Origin of the sequence: Enterobacter cloacae complex sp. (genome assembly GCF_900322725.1) — a bacterium.
In the GTDB taxonomy this organism is placed as follows: domain Bacteria; phylum Pseudomonadota; class Gammaproteobacteria; order Enterobacterales; family Enterobacteriaceae; genus Enterobacter; species Enterobacter quasihormaechei.
In genome coordinates this window covers 2,176,420-2,194,885 of the sequence record NZ_LT991957.1, presented here as the reverse complement: position 1 = coordinate 2,194,885, position 18,466 = coordinate 2,176,420, and the positions used below count along the sequence as shown (strand labels likewise).

The following is an 18,466-nucleotide window of genomic DNA, read 5'->3' as shown; positions in this document are numbered from 1 at the left end:
ATAGCCACAGACCACCGTTAAGAATGTGGGCTAAAGGGCGATGATCGATGAAATCGGGTCAATCGATAAACCGCTTGCGTACCCTTTCCAGCGGCGCAATCAGCAGATTGATAAGCGGCTTACGATCGATAACGATATCGGCGTTCACCGTCATCCCGCCCATCAGCATGCGCTTTTTCTTGTCCGGGTCGGTAAACCAGGAGGGGACGCGCACCTTGGCCAGGTAGTAGTTCTGCCCTTCCTGTAGCGGGATCAGCGCCGAATGGGCATCAATATTGACCTCATAGAAATCGGACAGCGTTGCCTCCACCGAACCGTATTTGTCCACGGGCCAGGAGTCGAACCGCAGCTTAACCTTATCGCCTTTCGCCACGCGCCCCACCCCCGTTGCCGGCACATACAGATACCCCTCCATCGTCGCCGCGGTATTTTTACGGATCACCACCACCACCTCGCTGTTTTGCGTAATGGCCCGGCCAGGCGGGAAGTTAATCGCCACCACGTAGCCATCCGAAGGGGCGAGCATAGCCATGGTGGAACTTCCCCGGCTGGACAGGTTGCGATCGATTTCGCTGATGCGGTTTTTCACGTACAGCTGCTCTTCGCTCAGCGAGTCAATTTGCGACTGGGTGCTGTCGGTCAGGCTGGTTTTGCGTGCCTCAAGCTCAAGAATAGTGCTCTCCTCCAGCGTCAGGTTGAGCTGGGCGTTGAGCACATCGTTATGGCTTTTATCGAGATCCACTTTGGAAACATAGCCCTTCCCGGAGACGGATTTCCACGCCTCGTAGGTGTCGGTGCTGTTTTTAAGCAGCGCGCGCAGCTTCTTCACCTTATCGCGGGAAACGGCTATCTGCTTGTCGGTAAGAGCCAGCTGCTGCGCCAGGTTTTTGCGGTACGACGCAATAGAATCCTCAATGGCCTGAATGCGCTGCTCGCTGCGCTTTTTCTCCGCTTCCATCTGCTGGCGGTCAAACTGCACCACCGACCCCTGCTTGCCGCCATAGTCCTGCGACACGGTGAACAGCGGATCGTTTTCCTTCACGTACTGGCCGGGCCGGACGGCAAAATCAACAAGGGTTCCGGACTCTCTGGCGCGCACTTCCACATCGCCCTGCGCCGGGATCAGCACCCCGCGTGCCAGCGTGGTTTCCGAAAAGTTGAAAGCAATCGCAAAGACCAGCAGGCAGAGAAAAAAGGCGATGAACAGCGTCAGCACGGTTTTCAGCCGCGGCGCGTTGATTTGATAGCTTTTTGAGAAGTGGTGCGGGATTAGCGCCCGACGCTGTCGGCTTCGGTTTTTTAATTTCACGATATGTCATCCATGATAAATCACTGAAAGATCGTCCCATCCACTCCAGAGCGTGGGGGTTTTGCGCAGCGCGTTCAGCGTGTCGGCGGCGGCCAGACGGTAATCCTCTGGCACATACGCCTGGCTCTCCAGCCCAAACTCTACCGCGTGCAGCGAACAGACCGGCAGCAGCGTTCGGACGCTGTAGCCATAGCGCGATAAAAACCGCGTGGAGACGTCCGTTAACCACGCCTTGCGATCGCCTGCCTGAATTGGGAACAGCGGCGCATCCGGCAGGCGTTCGTCCATCAGCAGCACCGTCACCAGGCGCTGAGGGGCGAAAAACGAGCCGGCGCGCCGTCCGTCGTGCGCGGCCATCAGCTTGTGCAGCGCAGGGTGACGGGTAATAAACTGAAAGCGCACGTCGGCTGGCGCGGTGGCGAGCAACGCATCCATAATCAGGCCAAAGCCCGCCCAGCGCATGCCCAGAAGCAGGGTGCGAGGCGAACTGTAAAACCCCTGCTCCTGCGTCCACTGCGCCACGTACGCATGCAGATCGAAGCGAACGTTGCGCGCCCACAGCGCGGGCGGGAAAATCTGCTCCACGAAGTTAAACCCGCTCAGCTCATGGGCGTTCTGATGCAGAAAATCAGCCGGCACCTCGGTCTCCGGGCAGGGCATAAACTGGCTGTAGTTTTGCGCAATCCGGTTTGCCATTAAGGTGCGTCCGGCCTGGCGCGCGCAGAGTCGGGCATAGAGACGCGGCAAAAACATCATGGCGCACTCTCCCGCAGGGTTCCGTTTTCCATGGTATAGAGACGACCATGGCAGCCCACCACGTCCGGCGAGTGGGTGACAAACACCAGCCCAATCCCCAGGCTACGCAGGTTCGCCAGCACCTTTTGCGCGGTGGTCTTATCCAGGTTCGCCGTCACTTCGTCGCAGAGCAGTAGCTTAGGCTGGCTGTACAGGGCGCGCGCCAGGACCAGGCGCTGCATCTCCCCGGCCGAGAAAAACGTGTTCCCCGGCAGCATCTCCGTTTCGTAACCGTGCGGCAGACGGGCGACGACGTGGTCCACTTCCGCCAGCCGACACGCGGCGATGACCTGCTCTTTATCCGGCGCGCTGTCAAAGCAGGCGATGTTGTCCAGTATCGAGCCGGTGAAGAGAATATCGTCCGCATGAACGATGCGGATGTGCTGGCGCAGCGAGGAGAGATCGCACTCCTCAATGGGGATCTTATTGATCCGCAGCGTGCCTGACGATGCCAGCAGCATGCCGGAGATCAGACGCAGCAGCGTGGTTTTTCCGGACCCGCTCTGGCCAACGATCACCGCCTCTTCGCCCTGCTTCAGGGTCATGTTGATATGCTGTAGCGTGGCCTCCCGGCCTGGATAAGCAAATGAGACATCCTCAAATTGCAGACAGACCGGCGAGGTGACAATCCGCTTCCCAAACTGGCTGGTTTCAGAGGGGGCATACAGCAGATCGCCCACGCGATCCAGCGGCCCCTTAAGGGCATTTTTGTCGAGCAGCTTCTGCGCCACCTGCACCATGGCATCGGAAAAATAGCGCTTGTAGCTGATGTAGGCGTACAGCATCCCGATGCTCATCTGCCCTTCCAGGATCAGCCACGCGCCAAAGCAGACCACCAGCAGCTGCTCGGCATTGATCACCAGCAGCGAAGCCACGTCAAAACGGGCCAGCAGCCGCTCTTTACGCATCAGCCCGGCGATGTGTTCACGCTGAGATTTGTCCATCACCGCGTCCCGGGCCTGCTCCATATTGTTCGCCTTGAGCGTAATGATCCCTTTCTGCGTCTCTACCAGCAGAGATTCATACTGGGCGGTACGCTCGATGGAGTCATCCACGGCGCGTTGATAGGGGCCGATCAGCGAAAAGCGGATCAGGAAGAACACCCCCATCAGCAGCATCGTCAGCACCGCAATTTTGACGTTATACAGCAGCATAAACAGCAGGCTGGTCACGGCGATCAGGCTGGAAAAAAGAATTTGTACGTAGCCATTGCTGATGAACTCCGCGCAGGCGTGGAGCGATTTTTCAATAGCCAGCACGATGCCCGGCGGGCGCGAGCGGAACCAGCTGGTCTGGGTGCGCAGCATGTAGTGCCGCACGGACTGGCTTAGATCGTCATAGGCAATGTTGCGCATCAGGATCTCAAGCAGCTGCTTGAGGAATTTACCGATGACTTCAAAGATAAAGACGATAGCGAAGATCGCGGTGAGCAGGATCACCAGATCGCTGTCGCTGCGGGAAATGGCCTCATCCATTATCAGCTGCACGTAGGTGGGGCTCGCCAGCATGGTGATAAGGGTAAAAATACAGAGCACAAACAGCAGCAGCTGGCGCTGGAACAGGCTCGGAGATTTATTGGCTAACCGGCCAAGCGTGAGCTTTTCATCCGGGGATTTCTTTTCGAAGCTCGGCGTGGGCTTAAGCTCAAGCACATAGCCGGAAAAGAGTTTTTCCGCCTCTTTCAGGCGGTAACGACGCACGCCGCTGGCGGGATCGTGGACGGTCACGCTGCGGCTGTCGATCTTCACGATGACCACGAAATGGTTACCGCGCCAGAAGGCGATGAGCGGCAGCTCAGACGTTTCTATTTCAGTGATTTCGCCTTTAAGCACCCGGCCAGACATATTTTTATCGCTGGCAAGGGTCAACAATTCCGCCATTGAGGTTCCCGAATCGGCGGAAACGGAAATCTCCCGGCGCAGCTGGCTGACAGAGACATGGTGCTCGTAGTGCCCCAACACCATTGCCAGGCAGGCCAGGCCACATTCGGTAAATTCATGCTGGCGAATAACAGGGGTCTTACCCTGTTTTTTATACTGAAAGAGCGAAAACATAGTGATCCGTGGCTGAAATAAAAAAATGGCCCGGCAATGCGGGCCATGAGTGCTAAGGTCAACAACTTACGCGCTGAAGAAGCCGCCGATCAGACCGCCAACCAGGCCAAACGCACCGCCGATGGCACCGCCAATAACGCCTAACATCTGGCTGCCCGCGTTATAGCCCGCGCTTGCACCCTGAATAGCAGAGGCAATAGGATCCCAACCACCAACGATGGCCTGTGCTTTTTTGATGTCGATAACTTGCATGGTTTATTCCTTTGAAAAAATAAATTAGTTAAAGCTGCCGAAAATCGCGCCCACGAAGCCCATAGCACCACCCAGCACACCACCAACGATGCCACCGATGGAACCTAATCCAACGCTTGCACCCGTGTTCCAGCCCAGCTGTGCGCCTTTAATCAGGCCATCGATTGGGTTCAATGCACCACCGATAATTTCTTTCGCTTCTACGAATGAAATCGCTTTCATTTTTAGTCTCCTGTAGTAGTAAATCTTCAGCTTGTGCCGAAGGTTAATTTCCTTTTATGAAGGAAAGCGCTTGTTACGAACAGCTAGAAAGTGGAATGATCTTATTCCCATAAATAATCATTCGTCTTGCAGGCTGTGCGTAATCATCTATTTCCAGCCGTTGTCCCGGCGGAAGATATTTTGAGTCATTATATTGGGTACTGCACCCCTGTGAGGATACGTATTTAAAATACGTATTCCCGGTATTACTCACCACCCCGTTATTAAACGTATAACTAAATTGCCGGTTCCAGGGGCGGACTATTAATATAGCTTCAAGCGAAACCACCACATCCGACTGAATGCGTTGGCCTTTGCTCACTACAGCCCTTGCCTGAAGCGGCGTTTCGGTGAATTTTACGCGATAGTAGCGTTCTTTATTATCGTGCGGGCCGGTATAAAAAAACTTAAACCCTGCCCGCTCACCGCTCTCCAGCGTTAATTGTTTAGGCGAATACATGACTTCGCCATCTTTTATTTCAGTCTCTTTCCCACGCTCTTTTGGTACATCGACCTGAATGAGTGAAACTGTATAATTCTGACGTTCGCTTGTATCATTTTTTATGGGCTGAAAAACGACTTCTTTTTCTGGCAAAAAATCTATATTCAGACTTTCGATAATTAAAGCATTTGCTCCTGTAGAAATGAAGCAATTTATTGCAAAAATAGCCAGGAATTTTCCAGTCATAACATGTTTAATTCCAGGAAGCGCTGACATCAATTCGCCCCTGAGCAGTAACTTCACCAAACCAGCTATTACCATCATAGGTGGTTTTCGAGACCGGGTTATTCATCACAAACTGCAATACCAGCGGCGTTTTCCAAAGCCACATGTCCGTCACTCCAGAGCTTATCTTCTCCCACTCTTCCGCATGGGTGGCAGGCGCCGGGATGGAGAGCACCTCGCCTTTACAGTTATGGGCCTTCAGCGTCTGACTCTTACCCAGCAATACGTTGCCGGGAATGGGCACGGTAAAGCCGTTTCCGCTAAAGGCACAATAGTCTGTGCCGTTCAGACTCTGGGTAGGCCCGGTAACTTTCACCGTCACTGCCACTGCGGCATCCTTTTGCGCGCCGCTGTAGGTAATGGTGTAGGGAATTTCAATTGGCGCTTCGCCAATTACCCCTTTTCCGGAGCCGCCAAGGCCGTTCGGATCCACGGTGTAGTCTGGGTTATCCGGCACGATAGCAAGGCCTGGCTGAATAGGATTAATCACCAGGCCGCTGCCAGGCTGGAAACAGAAGTCCGCCGCCAGCGTGCTGTTAGCAGGCGACAGGCACATACTGACGATATTGCCGATGTTACTACCATCCCCCGCCTGCGCTACGCTCAGAATTAACCCTTTAGGAATGAAGATCTTAAGATATGCTTTACCGCCATTTTTTTGCGGCGCGCTGATAAAGGTATTCGCCAGCACGCGGGTGTCGCTCAAAATACCGCCGGAGATGCTGTACCAGGTTTTCTCATCGAAGGTAATTTCCGCGGCAAGGCCCGTTCCGCCATTCATGTGCGACTGAAGCACGCTGTTAATGCGCGATGCGGTAAGTGCCAGACCAGGGCTGTAACCGGTAACGTCTTCTCCGATGAAGGTATACTCCAGCAGGTTGCACAGTACGCCCGATACCGTATTACGCGTATATTTGGTACAGGTATCCCCGGTTGAACCATCCACAATCGTGACCTCGCCGGTGATCGGATCAATCCCCAGATCCAGCGCTCTGGAGTTGGTCATGGTCAGCGTGCCCACTTTATGCAGCGTATTGGTCTTGCTGGACGTGGAATTTTGCGGTTTAGAGGTAATGGTCACCTCGTTGCCGGGAGCCGCATTGAGCAAATAGTCAAAGAACGGATCGCCCAGAACCCAGCGGCCATAGGCGGTAGCGGGTTCCATGATCGGTGGCTTCACCACCATCGACGTATCGGTATAGCTGGTCGTCGGGGTGTAGCCCACCGTACCGCAGCTAGATGAACACGAGGTACCCTTGAAGAATGGCGAAGCGCTGGAGCCCGTTACGCTAAAATTGATGGTTAGCGCGCTGCCCGGAGGTCCGCTAAAGCCGTTGTCCGGAATATAGGTGGCAATCCCGTTATTCACCTTGTTACTCAGGCTTGGCCATTCCCGCGACCCATGTAAAAACGAGGCCGAGCTGGCGTTGAGGCTAAACAACGCCGCACTGTTACCCGTCCCGTTACTGTCCGGGTTATTGATGGCGAAATAAGGCAACTGATCCGCCTGCGCTGCGGCGCTTATCAATAACAGATTAAGAGCGAATATCTTTTTCATCGTCACGTTCCTGCGTTCCTTTTGCTTCCTGCCAGACGTAATCGCCTTTTCCGCAGGAGATGTCCCCGAGCCACAGCGCACCGCGGTTAGACTCAATGTCCAGACGCACTTCGCAGACGCTGTCGTCCGGCGTGGCGATGCTCAGGACAGGGTTGTTCTTATCAACGTCGATCACGAAGCGTCCGTCGTTTTCCGTCCGGGTCAGCCCGACGTGGTTTTTGATCTGCGTGGCGCCAATCGGATTGCCGTTTGCATCCACAAGACGGCCAAACAGGGTGACGATTTTCTTCACCTGCGGCTTCATCACCACGGTGTTGCCCGGATAAACGGTGATATGGCGACGCGCGTTCGCGCCAATCTCATAGCTTTCCGTACCGGTTTCACTGTTCATCACCTCCAGGTCGTAAGCCTGGTATGCCGGCAGCGACAGCCAGGTTTTATCCCCTTTGATGCGTTCCGCCCGGCCGTTAAGCTTCAGGGTCAGTGCTTCATCAGGTTTGAGACCGGTGCTGACAATCACCCCTGCGCTTTCGGTGCCTTTCCCGGCGGCGATGGCCTCTTTGGACCAGCCCACGCTCCCGTCGCTGGTCAGCGTGGAGTTCCAGCCTTTGCTCATGCCGCTCTGAACGCTAAGGATGTTGCTGTTCCACGGCGTATCGAAGTTCACGCTGCCGCCGCCGCTTACGCTGCGATCCTGGCGGCTGTTAAAGGCTTTCGACACGTTGGCGGTGGCCGATTTCAGGTAATCGCCCTCAAACTGGCGGCTGGCGCTGACGTTCAATGCCGTGCCGGTATCGCGGTTGTGGGAAACGCCAACCGACACGGTATTGCCGAGCGGTATGGCGAAATCGAGCATCACGTAACGATCTTTCTCTTCGTAATACCCGTCGTATTTGTTGCGCGACATCCCCACGCGCAGGCGCGCCGTGCCGTAGCGGCCAGCGTACAATCCCTGCGAGTAGTCCAGCTGATAGCGTTTATAGCGGTAAAGGTCGTCCTCCTGGCGCATCAGGCTCAGGTTGCCCGCCGAGGGCAGGCCGAACGACGGCAGGCTAAACGAGGCGCCCCAGGTGTTGCCCTTGCTCTCATAGATGTCCAGGAACTTGCCGCTGGAGAGCTGTTCATGGGAGTACCAGACCGAACCGATCTGCCACGGCAGGCTAAGATTCATGCCATAGTTGGCACGGTACGTTCCGTCGGAGGCCGCCATGGTCTGGGTATTCACCGAGAAATAGCCCGTCAGGTTCAGGGAGGCCCACAGCTCGCTGACGATGTGTTCCCGCATCATGTAGGTGGAAGCATTCCAGTCGACCATCCCGCTGCGCTTGCTGAACGAGGCCCCCACCAGCGACATGGTGTCTTTATGTTTGGTGTCGTAATCGTAGTAGTACGTGTCGTCCTGCTCGTTTTTGCGCTTCGCGTATTTTTTATAATTGACGACGGACTTATCGCGGCTATACATCCCGCCCCACATCTGCCAGCGCAGCGTTTCCGACACGTTGCTGGAGAACGGCTTATTGACGGTGTACATGCTGCGCGACACGGTGCGGCTTCCGCTTACCACTTCGACTTCGATGCTGTAGATCCCGTAGGGCAGGCCGCTGGTGTCAATTTCATGGTTACCGACGTCAAAGCGCTGAATGCCAATAAGCTGACCGTCACGACGAATACGGGCCTCGCCCGCCGTCGGGAAATAGACCACCACCGGCGTCAGGGAGAGCGTGTTATCGCGCTTGCGCGAGTTGGCCTGGTTGCCCATGGAAACGCCGTAGACTTCACCGCCGGAAATGCCGCTGACGCTCGCCAGAGACTGCATTGCCCAGCCGTTCAGCATGCCTGCGGCGTAGCGCATACCCTGATAGTCGCGCTCCCACATGACCGCGTTCATCTGGGTGTCGCTGCTGCTCTCATTGACGTAGCCAGAGCCGTCGATCAGCACATGATCAACGCCCATTGAGATCCAGTTTCTCGCGTTCAGATAACCCGACGACCAACTGTCGCCGTAGCCGCTCTCGGTGTGATACGCCCCGAGGTTGTAGGAAAAGGTGCCGCTCAGGTCGTCAGACTCCGGCGCATCAATGTCCACCTCACGCGGGCGAATATTCACCCCGTAATCGCTCTGCGACAGATTCAACAACAGGCGCATTTTTTTCTGATCCAGCTCGAACGCGGACCCCGCACTGACCGGAATGCGCATCTTATCGTCGAACTGCTTGTCGTTAATGCTCTTCAATAACGTTCGCATCTCTTTTGACAGACGAATGCCGTTATCAGACTCCTGGACCTGAACATCCCTCAGCCCCAGCTTCATATCCTTCGCAAAGAGCGTCACGTCACCCAGACGAACATATTCGCTCGCCGTGCCTTCGTGGTTCCCTTGTTGTGCTGAATGTGGCCGCGTATTGACCAGATAGACGGGAATTTTGATCCCCTGCTCCAGCAGTGCATAAAGCGAGTCGGGAAAACGGTAATTAGCGATAACCACGGAGCTTGAGGCTGCATGCGCAAGCGCGGGCAGCGTGCCGGATGCGCAAGCCATCATCACCGGCAACACTAATTTATTTTTCACCATGCATCCTTACTTAACAGGTATGAACTGTTTCAGGTCCCATATTCCAAGATGAAAATGGTTATCCGTAACGTTGATATCCTCGATAGCGCGCGAGGTATCCGGCATCAGGTAGAAGTTTTTGGTACACGGCGTAGTCGGTGATTCCGGATTCGGCTTCAGGCAGGTCCCGGTCGCATTGACGCGAAACGAGGTGTTCCCTTTATTGGTTATTTTTCCCGCCACATAGACGAAGTCGATCTTCTTATCACGAGGCTGAACCACCAGAATGGTACTCACCACCGCGCGCGTCATCCCGGTGCCGTTTTTTGGCGAACCGCTGTCCACCTCTTCGCTCACCCCTTCGTCCGTGAAGGTAATGCGGTAGTAACGCTCTTTGTTATCGGCATTACCGTGATAGTAGAATTTGACAATATTGCTGGTGCCGGCGGGCATCACCATGCGCGTGGGCGTCAGCAACAGCTCGTCCACTTTCTCCGGATTAATGACGATCCCTTCATCCATCGGGCTGCTGATCCGCTGTGCGCGAACAGAAACAATACGCACGCTGTCTGCTTCGTTTTTTATTTCCTTGGCGGTGGAATCAGCGTCCGCTGGAATAATGGTGGTGACTTTTCCCACATTAATGGCCAGCGCGGAGGAAGAAATAAATAATAAAAATAAGAAGGCGGATTTGAGGTTAAACATGCTATTTCCCTAAACAGGGGCTTGCGCCCCTGGATCGATCAGGCCTTAGCCCCAGGTTGCGCGGAACGCAACGGCAACGGTACCTTCCCACAGGCTGTTGGTCAGGTCTTTGAACTCTTTCGTCGCGCCTGCGTTGTCCTGAGCGGAGTCAACGTAGAAGACGAATTTGTCCTGGCCGGTAATTTCGGTATCAGCCACCGCGCCAGCGCTGGTGGTCAGGTTCCACAGGCCAGAAGAAACGCCGGTGTTAGAAGAAGAATCAACCAGCGTGGTCCATGCGGTAGATTTTGCACCTACGGTGCCACCGATAGAGCCCAGATCGTTACCGCCCCAGCGCGCGCCTACCTTCAGTTTGGTCGCTTCACCGCCCACGCTGAACAGCGTGTTGTTGGAATCGTCGAGGATGGCTTCAAGCTTGAAGCTGGTCGCCGTCGAGTGATCGCCACGGATAGCCACATCAAACAGACCGGTATCGGTGTTGAAAGATTTCGTGTTGGCGCTGTAAACGAAGTTCAGAGCACGCGTTGGCGTTACAACCAGGTCAGATTCGCTGTCTTTGGTCGCAGTTGCCTGCCAGGTAGCAGACGCCGTAGTTTCTGCGGCATTAACTGCGCTCAGCGCAGAAACAGACAGCAGGGAGCCCAGAACGATAGCGTTCAGTTTGTTCATTTATTTAGTCCTTCAAAAAAGAATCCACGTGTATAAAAAGGGGAGCCCCTTTTTCGAGGCGGAGTATAGACAGCCGCAAAATAACGAGGCAATACAGAAAAATTCACTCGGCGGTGCGCAACAATAAAAACATAAATAAATCTCCCGTATCTTATTGTTACGTATTGAGTAAATTACTCAACTTCTCGAGCGATAGATAAATATCGATTTTTCAGTAAAGAGAAATATCAGGACGTTGGAACAGCCACACACATCATTACAGGTAAAACCAGCCCCTTAATTAACCAGGCGTGCGGTTTAACGCTGGTAATATAGAAGAAGTTGATATTATCAAGTAACATTTCGTTTACAACACCATCCGGCGCTACATCATCTTCAGATTTATTCAGCTTTTTATCCTTAATATAAAAGATATTGCTTCCGTCGACTTTTTCTACGCTGAGCGTGTAATTCCTGTCAATCAGGTAGCTTTTGCCCTCTTTCTTTAGCACGCCTTTGTGAATAACCGTCACAACATCTTTGTTGTTAAACAGGAATAGCGTGGTTAACGACATATCGGTTAAATCACCCGTGGAATAGGTTTTCCAGGAAATGGTATCTGACTGGCAGCCAAACCCCTCATCCTGCGTTCTGGTAAAATAGACCCACACTAAGGCGATGACAGAAAGTACCAGTACGATACCGAACATGACACTCATTTTAGTCCTTGACATATTTTAACTCCCGGTCAGGCTTCTGTAAGAAATGCAGTTCTTATAATCGTCGATACTGTCCTGCTGATAACAGATAGCCAAAAAATAATTTTCTATCTGTGACTTTTTAAACCTGGAATAGTAAGCGTCGGCAACCTGGTGTTGACAGTCGATATGTTGTTTTGCAAGGACCTCTTTTACGTGATTAAAGTAGTGTTGCCGCGGTTGAAACATATTCTTATCGATAAGGTATACCGTACACCTGTCCACTTTACCGAGCAGATGCATATCAGAATCTTTCAGGCTCTCGGCATAGGACACTCTCTGGTGCAACAGTAAAATAACGGTGCCAATAACGATAACCAGTAACAACGTGCACAGTGAAAGAAAGAGCGTATGCATCGATATTATTCGTTTAGGCGGATCGGCGTCTTTCTTATGCAGTAATGTATCAGCCTCTTCAGAAGCAGATTGTTCGCTAAGCGCTGACACAACCGGCGGCCTGACCGTGTGATGCTCAATATGCGCGGCAAGGCTGAAGCCCTTGCCGCGTATGGTTTTTATCAGCAACGGGTCGCACCCTAACGTTCGAAACGCTTTTCTGATTTCACTGACGGCAACGTTCAGACTCACCGAGGAGCCGGAGAAGCCATGGTCCTCCCAGACCTTCTTTATCAGGTCATCTCTGTCGAGTGTTTTACCATTGTTGATGATAAGTTCATAAAGCAGACGTCCCGCCTGGTTAGATAACTTAATGGATGACTCTTCCTCTCCATTAATCATGATCATACCGGCATCCACTTCATAAAGCATTGTAAGATCAATGAGATACTTCATATAATTATTACGCCATTGTTAAAATTTTGTGCATTTGCCAGGCAATAATAAGTCTAAAGTTTATGTGGTCAAGTCGCGTGATATTAATTAAGAGAGGAATTCATAAAGCTTCATTAATTAACGATTATTAATTCATTAATAAAAATCTTCGAACTTACGCATTTAGGTTAAAACATTAAAAAAAACGTCCAGACAAGATTATAATCTTAAACTTTCGAAGTTGTTGGAATAATGTTTTGTTGTGTACATTTTTAGTGCAACATAATATCGTCAAAGCACTTTCCCGCGTCGCCATGCGTCTAGCCGGTACATCAGGGACATGTGTAGCCGATTAACATTCATTCTAAATTACACAAATCTTTATGGAGTTTATCATGTTCAAATCGATCATGACCGTTTCACTTCTGGCTGCCGCTGTGGCTTCTACCAGCGCTATGGCCGCAGACAATTCGGCGGGTGGTATCATTAACTTTACCGGCGCAATTACCGATACAACCTGTACCATTAACGGTGGTAAAAGCGCGGACTTTACCGTTGCGCTTTCCCCTATTACGGTAAAAGATGCAGGCACCACGGTTGGCCTGATCACCAAGAATAAAAAATCTATTTCGCTGACCTTCTCAGGCTGTACGCCGGCAGCAGGAACGACCGGTACTCCGCTGAAAATTTATTTCTCCAGCGCGGATAATATCTCCACTGACGGTAAATACCTGCTGAATAACAGCGTGAATGAAAACGATGCCAGCGTGGCGCGAAATGTTGGCTTTGCGCTGGTAGAGACAGGCTCGTCTACGCCTATTACGCTGAACCAGGCTTACACAACCAAGATTATGGGCACATCGACCAAGCCAGATTCCGAAACGCTGACGCTGGATGTTTATTACTATAAAACAAACGCCGCTGCCGCAACGGTGGGCGAGTTAAGCTCCAACGTAACGTATACCATTTCCTACCTGTAATAATGATTATTCAGGCTCTGCTTTCGCAGAGCCTGCATTTAAGGTTGCAATCATGCGCAAGGCAATTTTGCTGGCAGGCTTACTGCTAAGCACGGGTCACTCATGGGCCAATATTGTCATTAATGGCACCCGTGTCCTTTATCCTGAAAATAACAAAGAGGTGATCGTCCAGTTAATGAATACGGGCGATGCGCCCGCTCTGGTGCAATCCTGGATAGATGACGGTGATATTAATTCCACGCCGGAAACCGCAAATGTGCCGTTTCTGCTGTCGCCACCGGTGATTAAGGTCGATGAACATAATGGCCAACAGCTTCGTATTAAAAAGCTGCCGTCCAGTTTACCTGCGGATCGCGAATCCGTCTTTTTCCTGAATGTCCTCGACATTCCGCCCAAGCCTGAAAATTTGCAAAACCAGAATACCGTTCAGCTGGCGATAAAATCTCGTATCAAGCTTTTTTATCGGCCCGCTGCACTTAAAGGCACGCTGGATGACGCGGTGGCGAAACTGACGCTCGCCGCCGACGGCGATCGCCTTCGCATCACCAATAACAGCCCGTTCCATATTACTGTGGCCAATATTTCGCTGGGTAAAACGAAATTACTCCAGGAATCCCCGATGGTTTCCCCGTTTGGGCAACTGACGGTTACCACAAAAAATACGGTTAAGCGCGGACAGACCCTCGAGCTGATGTATGTGGACGATCTTGGCGCGTATAAAACCCGGACTTTCACCAGTCAGTGATCGGAAAGACTCACCATGAAAATGAAACAAAACAGACTCTGTCTGCTGGCAGTCTGCACGCTTCTGCTTTCGCATAAATCAGGGGCCGTCTCGTTTGATCCCTCCCTGCTTGCTGGCGCATCCGGTGAGTCCGATCTGTCTCGCTTTTCCGAAAACAACGTCATGCCTGCCGGCAGTCAGGAGATGGATATCTACGTAAACGGCAGCTGGAGGGGGCGTTATACCGTCATCTACGGCGAGCAGCGTGACGACATCCGTCTTGCCTGGAAAGATGCCCAGTCGCTTGGCATTAATACCGCGTCCGTTCCTGCGCCTGCCATTGCGCATGGGCAGGTCCAGCTGCGCGATCTGGTTCAGGGCGGTGAAGTCAAAACCGATACCAGTACCCTGAGCCTGGCGCTCACCGTTCCGCAGGCGGCCGTGCTGCGTACAGAAGAAGGTTACATTGCCCCCCAGTTCTGGAGCGAAGGGATCCCGGCGCTGATGCTCTCGTGGAACACGACCTGGTATAACACCCGTACTAAGGGCACGGCGAAAGACACGAACGATGATTTTTATGCCGGGCTGGATTCCGGCCTTAACCTGTTCGGCTGGCAGTTTCGCGACAGCAGCGCCTGGCGGAAATCGGCCAGCGGGGAGAGCCAGTGGCAGAATAATACCCGTTACCTGCGCCGCCCCCTGGCCTCGCTGACCTCCAACCTGACGCTCGGTGACTTTTATATGCCGGGCGATCTGTTTGATTCGATGCGCGTGCGCGGCGTGTCGCTGGCGTCGGACATGAAAATGCGCCCAAATTCGCAGCAGGGTTTTTCACCGGTGGTTCACGGCGTGGCGCGGACGAACGCCCTGGTGAAAGTTATCCAGAACGGTAACGTTATCTACCAGGAGAACGTGCCGCCAGGCCAGTTTACGCTCGACAGCATTCAGCCTACCGGGTCTGCGGGCGATCTGCTGGTCGTTGTGCGTGAGGCAGACGGATCGCAGCAGTCCTTCACGGTGCCGTTTTCCGCCGTGCCCGGCATGTTAAAAGAGGGAGTAAGCCAGTACAGCGTGGTGGCGGGTAAAGTGCACCAGAACACGCTCGACGCCGAACCCGCATTTATGCAGGCTACGCTACGCTACGGGTTCAACAACCTTATCACCGGGTATACCGGGACGATTATTAGCGATGACTACCAGGCCGGGCTTGTCGGTACCGGGTGGAACCTTCCCTTTGGCGCGGTCTCGTTTGATGTCACCCACGCTAAAACCACCCTACAGGATCGCACCAGCAGCGGTCAGAGCTACCGCGTGTCGTACAGCAAATTTATCGATACCACCGCCACCAACTTCACCCTGGCGGCCTATCGCTATTCCACTAAAGGCTATTACAGCTTTAGCGACGCACTCTATTCACGTGAAGGGTATCAGCGCCTCAGAGCGCAATACGACGAATACGAAGATCGGTTTGGCGTGGCGCCCGACATGTCCCTCAGCACCTGGGATGCCCTGCGCGCCGCACAGCCCAAAAACACCTTCACGCTTAACCTTAATCAGCGCCTGCTCGATAACTGGGGCACGGTATTTATCTCCGGCACACAGCGCGATTACTGGAATTCGCAGCAAACCACGCGCGAGTATCAGATGGGCTATTCCAATGCCATTGGCCGCGCCAGCTATACCCTGTCGGCCAGCCGGGTGCGTAATAAAGACAGCGAAGAAGAGACGCGCCTTTATCTCTCCCTCAGCCTGCCGTTCTCGCTGTTTGATAATAATGCCTGGATCACCTCCAGCCTGACGGCCAGCGATTCACATTATGAGCAGAGCAACATCAGCATGAGCGGAAATGCGCTGGCGTCGAACCGACTGAGCTACACCCTCTCCGGCAGTAATGCGCGTGGGGGTAAAAATGCGGCAAGCGTTAACACGGCGTACCGTTCGAACTTTGCGACACTTGGCGGCTCTTACAGCGAATCCTCTGACTACCGCCAGACCGGGCTCAGCGGACGGGGAAGCCTGGTGGCCTACCCGTGGCACGTTCTCGCCTCAAACGAAACCGGCAGCACCATGACTATCGTCGATGCGCCTGAGGCGGAGGGGCTGATGGTGAACGGCGATGAAAGCATTGTGACTAACCGCGATGGCGTAGCGCTGGTGCCTTACGCTACCCCGTACCGCAAAAACGCCATTACGTTATCGCAAACGGAAAACAGCGCGGGGGCGGAAGTGATCGGCAACATGGCTAACGTGGCCCCTTACGACGGGGCGGTGAGCTATATCCGCTTTGAAACCGACAAACGCCAGTCGTGGGTGCTGCATGCGACGCGTGCCGACGGCAAACCGCTGCCCTTCGGGACCGAAGTACTTGATGAAAACGGTGAGTCTGTCGGGTATGTCGGCCAGGCCAGCGTACTGTATATCCGCGCTGAACAGCCGCCACGCGCGCTCAACGTGCATCTCCGCGGCGGGAAGTGCGAAATCTCTGCCCCGGCCTGGGGGCTGAACAGCCCCTCATCGGTTTGCCATTAATTACGGATTATCATTATGTTACGATCATTCATGTTCCTGCTCCTCACCAGCATTAGCGGGATGAGCTATGCCACCTGCTCCGGCAGCAGCATCGTTTATGGCACGCCCATTACCGTTGATTTATCGGATAAGCTGAGCCCCGCCACGCCGACCTGGACAGGCAGCTTCTCCACCCAGTACAGCGGCTCGTTCAACTGCACGACGGGCAACAGCGAGTTTTCATACACGCCGATCCTGTCGACCGACAGTAAATACGCCACCATCCTCGGGTTCAGCAACAATAAGTATATGGTGCGGGCGGAGATCACCAATCCCCCGGCCAACAAAACGCTGCCCGCCAGCGGAAACCATACGGCGGCTGAACTAAACACGCCGTTTACGGTTCGCTTCACCCTCGTTAGCCAGAGCGGCACCACGCTGACGGGTGATACGGCGAACATGAGCGACGTTCTGTTCGTCAGCGACATGAGCGGATTGTCGTTTTTGGAAATCATCCTCTGGCCAATCAATCAGGTCATCAAAATCGCCCAGTGGTTATTCAGCGGGTTCAAGTGGCCTTACGACAACCGCGATATGTTTGGTCAGCCGATGATCATCAAATACGCGCCGAAGCTGACTACCTGCTCCTTTGACAACGCGGGGCTGACCGTGGCGCTTCCGACGCTCGGCATTCCCCAGCTCAGCGCGTCCTCACAGCCGGGGCTGACGCCTTTTTCACTGAACATGAGCTGTCAGAACGTCGGGGTTAACGGAAATTCCGATCGAACAATCGAGATGTTTCTTTCCAGCACGCAGCTGCTGTCAACCGACAGCTCGGTGCTGATCGACGGCAGCAGCAGCGCGGCGCAGGGCGTGGGGCTACGGCTGATAAAGCGCGATGCCCCGCAGACGCCGGTAACCTTTTCGACCTCGACCACCAGCCGCGGCAACGCCACGATGATTTTCAGTGTGGCGGCTGGCGCGGCGCTGAACGACCATTTCACCGTTCCTATGGCCGCGTACTATTACGTGTGGGCACCCGCCCGGTTAAGCCAGGGCAAGATCAATACCTCGGCTACGCTGAATATTATCTATCCCTGATGTGAACTATTCCTCCATCTTTCCAACCATTTGCACATACTTAATCAGTTCGCTATGGTTGGAAAGGTTCAGCTTTTTCATCGCATTGTGTTTCTGCGTGGCAATGGTGCTTACCGAGCGGTTTCGATGACGGGCAATCTCGGTCGTTGAAAATCCTTCCACGATAAGATGAAGCACCTCCCACTCTCTGGCCGAGAGGATAGATCGCGATCGGGAACCTGACCGCACTACCCGCCTGAGCCACGAAGAGAGCGACGGTTTTTGTTCATCCGTCATGAGCAACGCGGGTAATTCTTTTTTCAGTTCAGTTAACTCATCCTGCTGGCTGATGGTTAATTCAAATTTCATCTCCAGAACTTTTTTTAACAGCCCGTACGGCAGTTCGGGTACCAAAAGCACGCGGCTGACGTGATGTGATTTACATAAAGATGTGAAACGGCTGCTGATCTCTGCACTCCACTCTTTATGATTAAGCAGATAATTAAATTCAGTGAAGAAAACATCCACATCATTATCTGCCACCGCCGCCAGAACCTGTTCTATGGAATCGACCTGAGTAATCTTCAGTACGTAATCGGGTAAAAGGTCCTGGAGTGCCCGGTATATTATCTCTTTAAATATATTTATTTTGTAAAACACCATTACCCTTACGACACGCTCAGTATTATCCATATCTTTTCTAAATTCTCGTGACCGGAGGAAAATGATAATAGTTTATGTATTCACCACTCACAACCTCTTCGCGCCAGGATTTTATCCTCCTC

Annotated in this window: 17 protein-coding genes; 4 read left to right on the top strand and 13 right to left on the bottom strand. The window is 53.3% G+C overall.

The features are described 5' to 3' along the window. Positions 1-58 precede the first annotated feature (58 nt). From DBR02_RS10975 to DBR02_RS10920, 12 genes are all read right to left on the bottom strand, one after another. A complete protein-coding gene (locus tag DBR02_RS10975) occupies positions 59-1,309 on the bottom strand; it encodes an HlyD family secretion protein (RefSeq protein ID WP_023298992.1) in 1,251 nt (416 codons plus the stop codon). A 6-nt stretch (positions 1,310-1,315) separates the two neighbouring features. Continuing rightward, on the bottom strand, positions 1,316-2,065 hold the full coding sequence (locus DBR02_RS10970; RefSeq protein WP_107534375.1) for a hypothetical protein: 750 nt from the start codon (positions 2,063-2,065) through the stop codon (positions 1,316-1,318). After that, positions 2,062-4,158: a peptidase domain-containing ABC transporter gene (locus DBR02_RS10965; RefSeq protein ID WP_063452105.1), complete on the bottom strand. Its 2,097-nt coding sequence runs from the start codon at positions 4,156-4,158 to the stop codon at positions 2,062-2,064. The genes DBR02_RS10970 and DBR02_RS10965 overlap by 4 nt, the downstream gene beginning before the upstream one ends. A 66-nt stretch (positions 4,159-4,224) precedes the next feature. Then, complete coding sequence (locus DBR02_RS10960; protein ID WP_063452104.1) at positions 4,225-4,410, bottom strand: hypothetical protein; 186 nt, start codon at positions 4,408-4,410, stop codon at positions 4,225-4,227. Positions 4,411-4,434: 24 nt separating this feature from the next. Further along, on the bottom strand, positions 4,435-4,632 hold the full coding sequence (locus DBR02_RS10955) for a hypothetical protein (protein WP_063452103.1): 198 nt from the start codon (positions 4,630-4,632) through the stop codon (positions 4,435-4,437). A gap of 73 nt (positions 4,633-4,705) precedes the next feature. Continuing rightward, positions 4,706-5,389, bottom strand: a complete 684-nt coding sequence (locus tag DBR02_RS10950) for a hypothetical protein (protein WP_226847971.1) — start codon at positions 5,387-5,389, stop codon at positions 4,706-4,708. Beyond that, positions 5,367-6,956: a receptor gene (locus DBR02_RS10945; RefSeq protein WP_107534373.1), complete on the bottom strand. Its 1,590-nt coding sequence runs from the start codon at positions 6,954-6,956 to the stop codon at positions 5,367-5,369. The genes DBR02_RS10950 and DBR02_RS10945 overlap by 23 nt, the downstream gene beginning before the upstream one ends. After that, the gene (locus DBR02_RS10940; protein ID WP_107534371.1) at positions 6,934-9,528 is read right to left on the bottom strand and encodes a CS1-pili formation C-terminal domain-containing protein; all 2,595 of its coding nucleotides are present in this window, start codon (positions 9,526-9,528) and stop codon (positions 6,934-6,936) included. Before DBR02_RS10940 ends, DBR02_RS10945 begins: the two co-directional genes overlap by 23 nt. A 6-nt stretch (positions 9,529-9,534) precedes the next feature. Further along, the gene (locus tag DBR02_RS10935) at positions 9,535-10,212 is read right to left on the bottom strand and encodes a fimbria/pilus periplasmic chaperone (protein WP_063452099.1); all 678 of its coding nucleotides are present in this window, start codon (positions 10,210-10,212) and stop codon (positions 9,535-9,537) included. Positions 10,213-10,257: 45 nt separating this feature from the next. Then, the gene (locus DBR02_RS10930; RefSeq protein ID WP_063452098.1) at positions 10,258-10,881 is read right to left on the bottom strand and encodes a common pilus major fimbrillin subunit EcpA; all 624 of its coding nucleotides are present in this window, start codon (positions 10,879-10,881) and stop codon (positions 10,258-10,260) included. 227 nt (positions 10,882-11,108) lie between these two features. Then, the gene (locus tag DBR02_RS10925; RefSeq protein ID WP_063868698.1) at positions 11,109-11,579 is read right to left on the bottom strand and encodes a hypothetical protein; all 471 of its coding nucleotides are present in this window, start codon (positions 11,577-11,579) and stop codon (positions 11,109-11,111) included. Positions 11,580-11,597: 18 nt separating this feature from the next. Next, positions 11,598-12,410, bottom strand: a complete 813-nt coding sequence (locus DBR02_RS10920) for a winged helix-turn-helix domain-containing protein (protein WP_063868696.1) — start codon at positions 12,408-12,410, stop codon at positions 11,598-11,600. A 374-nt stretch (positions 12,411-12,784) separates the two neighbouring features. Here DBR02_RS10920 and DBR02_RS10915 point away from each other — a divergent pair, with 374 nt between their 5' ends. The 4 genes from DBR02_RS10915 to DBR02_RS10900 are packed head-to-tail and all read left to right on the top strand — an operon-like array spanning position 12,785 to position 17,702. After that, positions 12,785-13,369, top strand: a complete 585-nt coding sequence (locus DBR02_RS10915) for a fimbrial protein (protein WP_107534369.1) — start codon at positions 12,785-12,787, stop codon at positions 13,367-13,369. A 52-nt stretch (positions 13,370-13,421) separates the two neighbouring features. Further along, a complete protein-coding gene (locus DBR02_RS10910; RefSeq protein ID WP_107534367.1) occupies positions 13,422-14,114 on the top strand; it encodes a fimbrial biogenesis chaperone in 693 nt (230 codons plus the stop codon). A 15-nt stretch (positions 14,115-14,129) separates the two neighbouring features. After that, entirely contained in the window at positions 14,130-16,622 is a 2,493-nt protein-coding gene (locus DBR02_RS10905) for a fimbria/pilus outer membrane usher protein (protein ID WP_107534365.1), read from the top strand. A 15-nt stretch (positions 16,623-16,637) separates the two neighbouring features. Further along, complete coding sequence (locus DBR02_RS10900) at positions 16,638-17,702, top strand: fimbrial protein (protein ID WP_107534363.1); 1,065 nt, start codon at positions 16,638-16,640, stop codon at positions 17,700-17,702. A 6-nt stretch (positions 17,703-17,708) separates the two neighbouring features. Here DBR02_RS10900 and DBR02_RS10895 read toward each other — a convergent pair whose 3' ends face one another. Next, positions 17,709-18,344, bottom strand: a complete 636-nt coding sequence (locus DBR02_RS10895; protein WP_107534361.1) for a LuxR C-terminal-related transcriptional regulator — start codon at positions 18,342-18,344, stop codon at positions 17,709-17,711. Positions 18,345-18,466 lie beyond the last annotated feature (122 nt).

Coding starts and splice junctions, on each gene's coding strand:
- DBR02_RS10970 (WP_107534375.1), bottom strand. CDS start 2,065: ATGATGTTTTTGCCGCGTCTCTATGCCCGACTCTGCGCGCGCCAGGCC.
- DBR02_RS10965 (WP_063452105.1), bottom strand. CDS start 4,158: ATGTTTTCGCTCTTTCAGTATAAAAAACAGGGTAAGACCCCTGTTATT.
- DBR02_RS10960 (WP_063452104.1), bottom strand. CDS start 4,410: ATGCAAGTTATCGACATCAAAAAAGCACAGGCCATCGTTGGTGGTTGG.
- DBR02_RS10955 (WP_063452103.1), bottom strand. CDS start 4,632: ATGAAAGCGATTTCATTCGTAGAAGCGAAAGAAATTATCGGTGGTGCA.
- DBR02_RS10950 (WP_226847971.1), bottom strand. CDS start 5,389: ATGTCAGCGCTTCCTGGAATTAAACATGTTATGACTGGAAAATTCCTG.
- DBR02_RS10945 (WP_107534373.1), bottom strand. CDS start 6,956: ATGAAAAAGATATTCGCTCTTAATCTGTTATTGATAAGCGCCGCAGCG.
- DBR02_RS10940 (WP_107534371.1), bottom strand. CDS start 9,528: ATGGTGAAAAATAAATTAGTGTTGCCGGTGATGATGGCTTGCGCATCC.
- DBR02_RS10935 (WP_063452099.1), bottom strand. CDS start 10,212: ATGTTTAACCTCAAATCCGCCTTCTTATTTTTATTATTTATTTCTTCC.
- DBR02_RS10930 (WP_063452098.1), bottom strand. CDS start 10,881: ATGAACAAACTGAACGCTATCGTTCTGGGCTCCCTGCTGTCTGTTTCT.
- DBR02_RS10925 (WP_063868698.1), bottom strand. CDS start 11,579: ATGAGTGTCATGTTCGGTATCGTACTGGTACTTTCTGTCATCGCCTTA.
- DBR02_RS10920 (WP_063868696.1), bottom strand. CDS start 12,410: ATGAAGTATCTCATTGATCTTACAATGCTTTATGAAGTGGATGCCGGT.
- DBR02_RS10915 (WP_107534369.1), top strand. CDS start 12,785: ATGTTCAAATCGATCATGACCGTTTCACTTCTGGCTGCCGCTGTGGCT.
- DBR02_RS10910 (WP_107534367.1), top strand. CDS start 13,422: ATGCGCAAGGCAATTTTGCTGGCAGGCTTACTGCTAAGCACGGGTCAC.
- DBR02_RS10905 (WP_107534365.1), top strand. CDS start 14,130: ATGAAAATGAAACAAAACAGACTCTGTCTGCTGGCAGTCTGCACGCTT.
- DBR02_RS10900 (WP_107534363.1), top strand. CDS start 16,638: ATGTTACGATCATTCATGTTCCTGCTCCTCACCAGCATTAGCGGGATG.
- DBR02_RS10895 (WP_107534361.1), bottom strand. CDS start 18,344: ATGGTGTTTTACAAAATAAATATATTTAAAGAGATAATATACCGGGCA.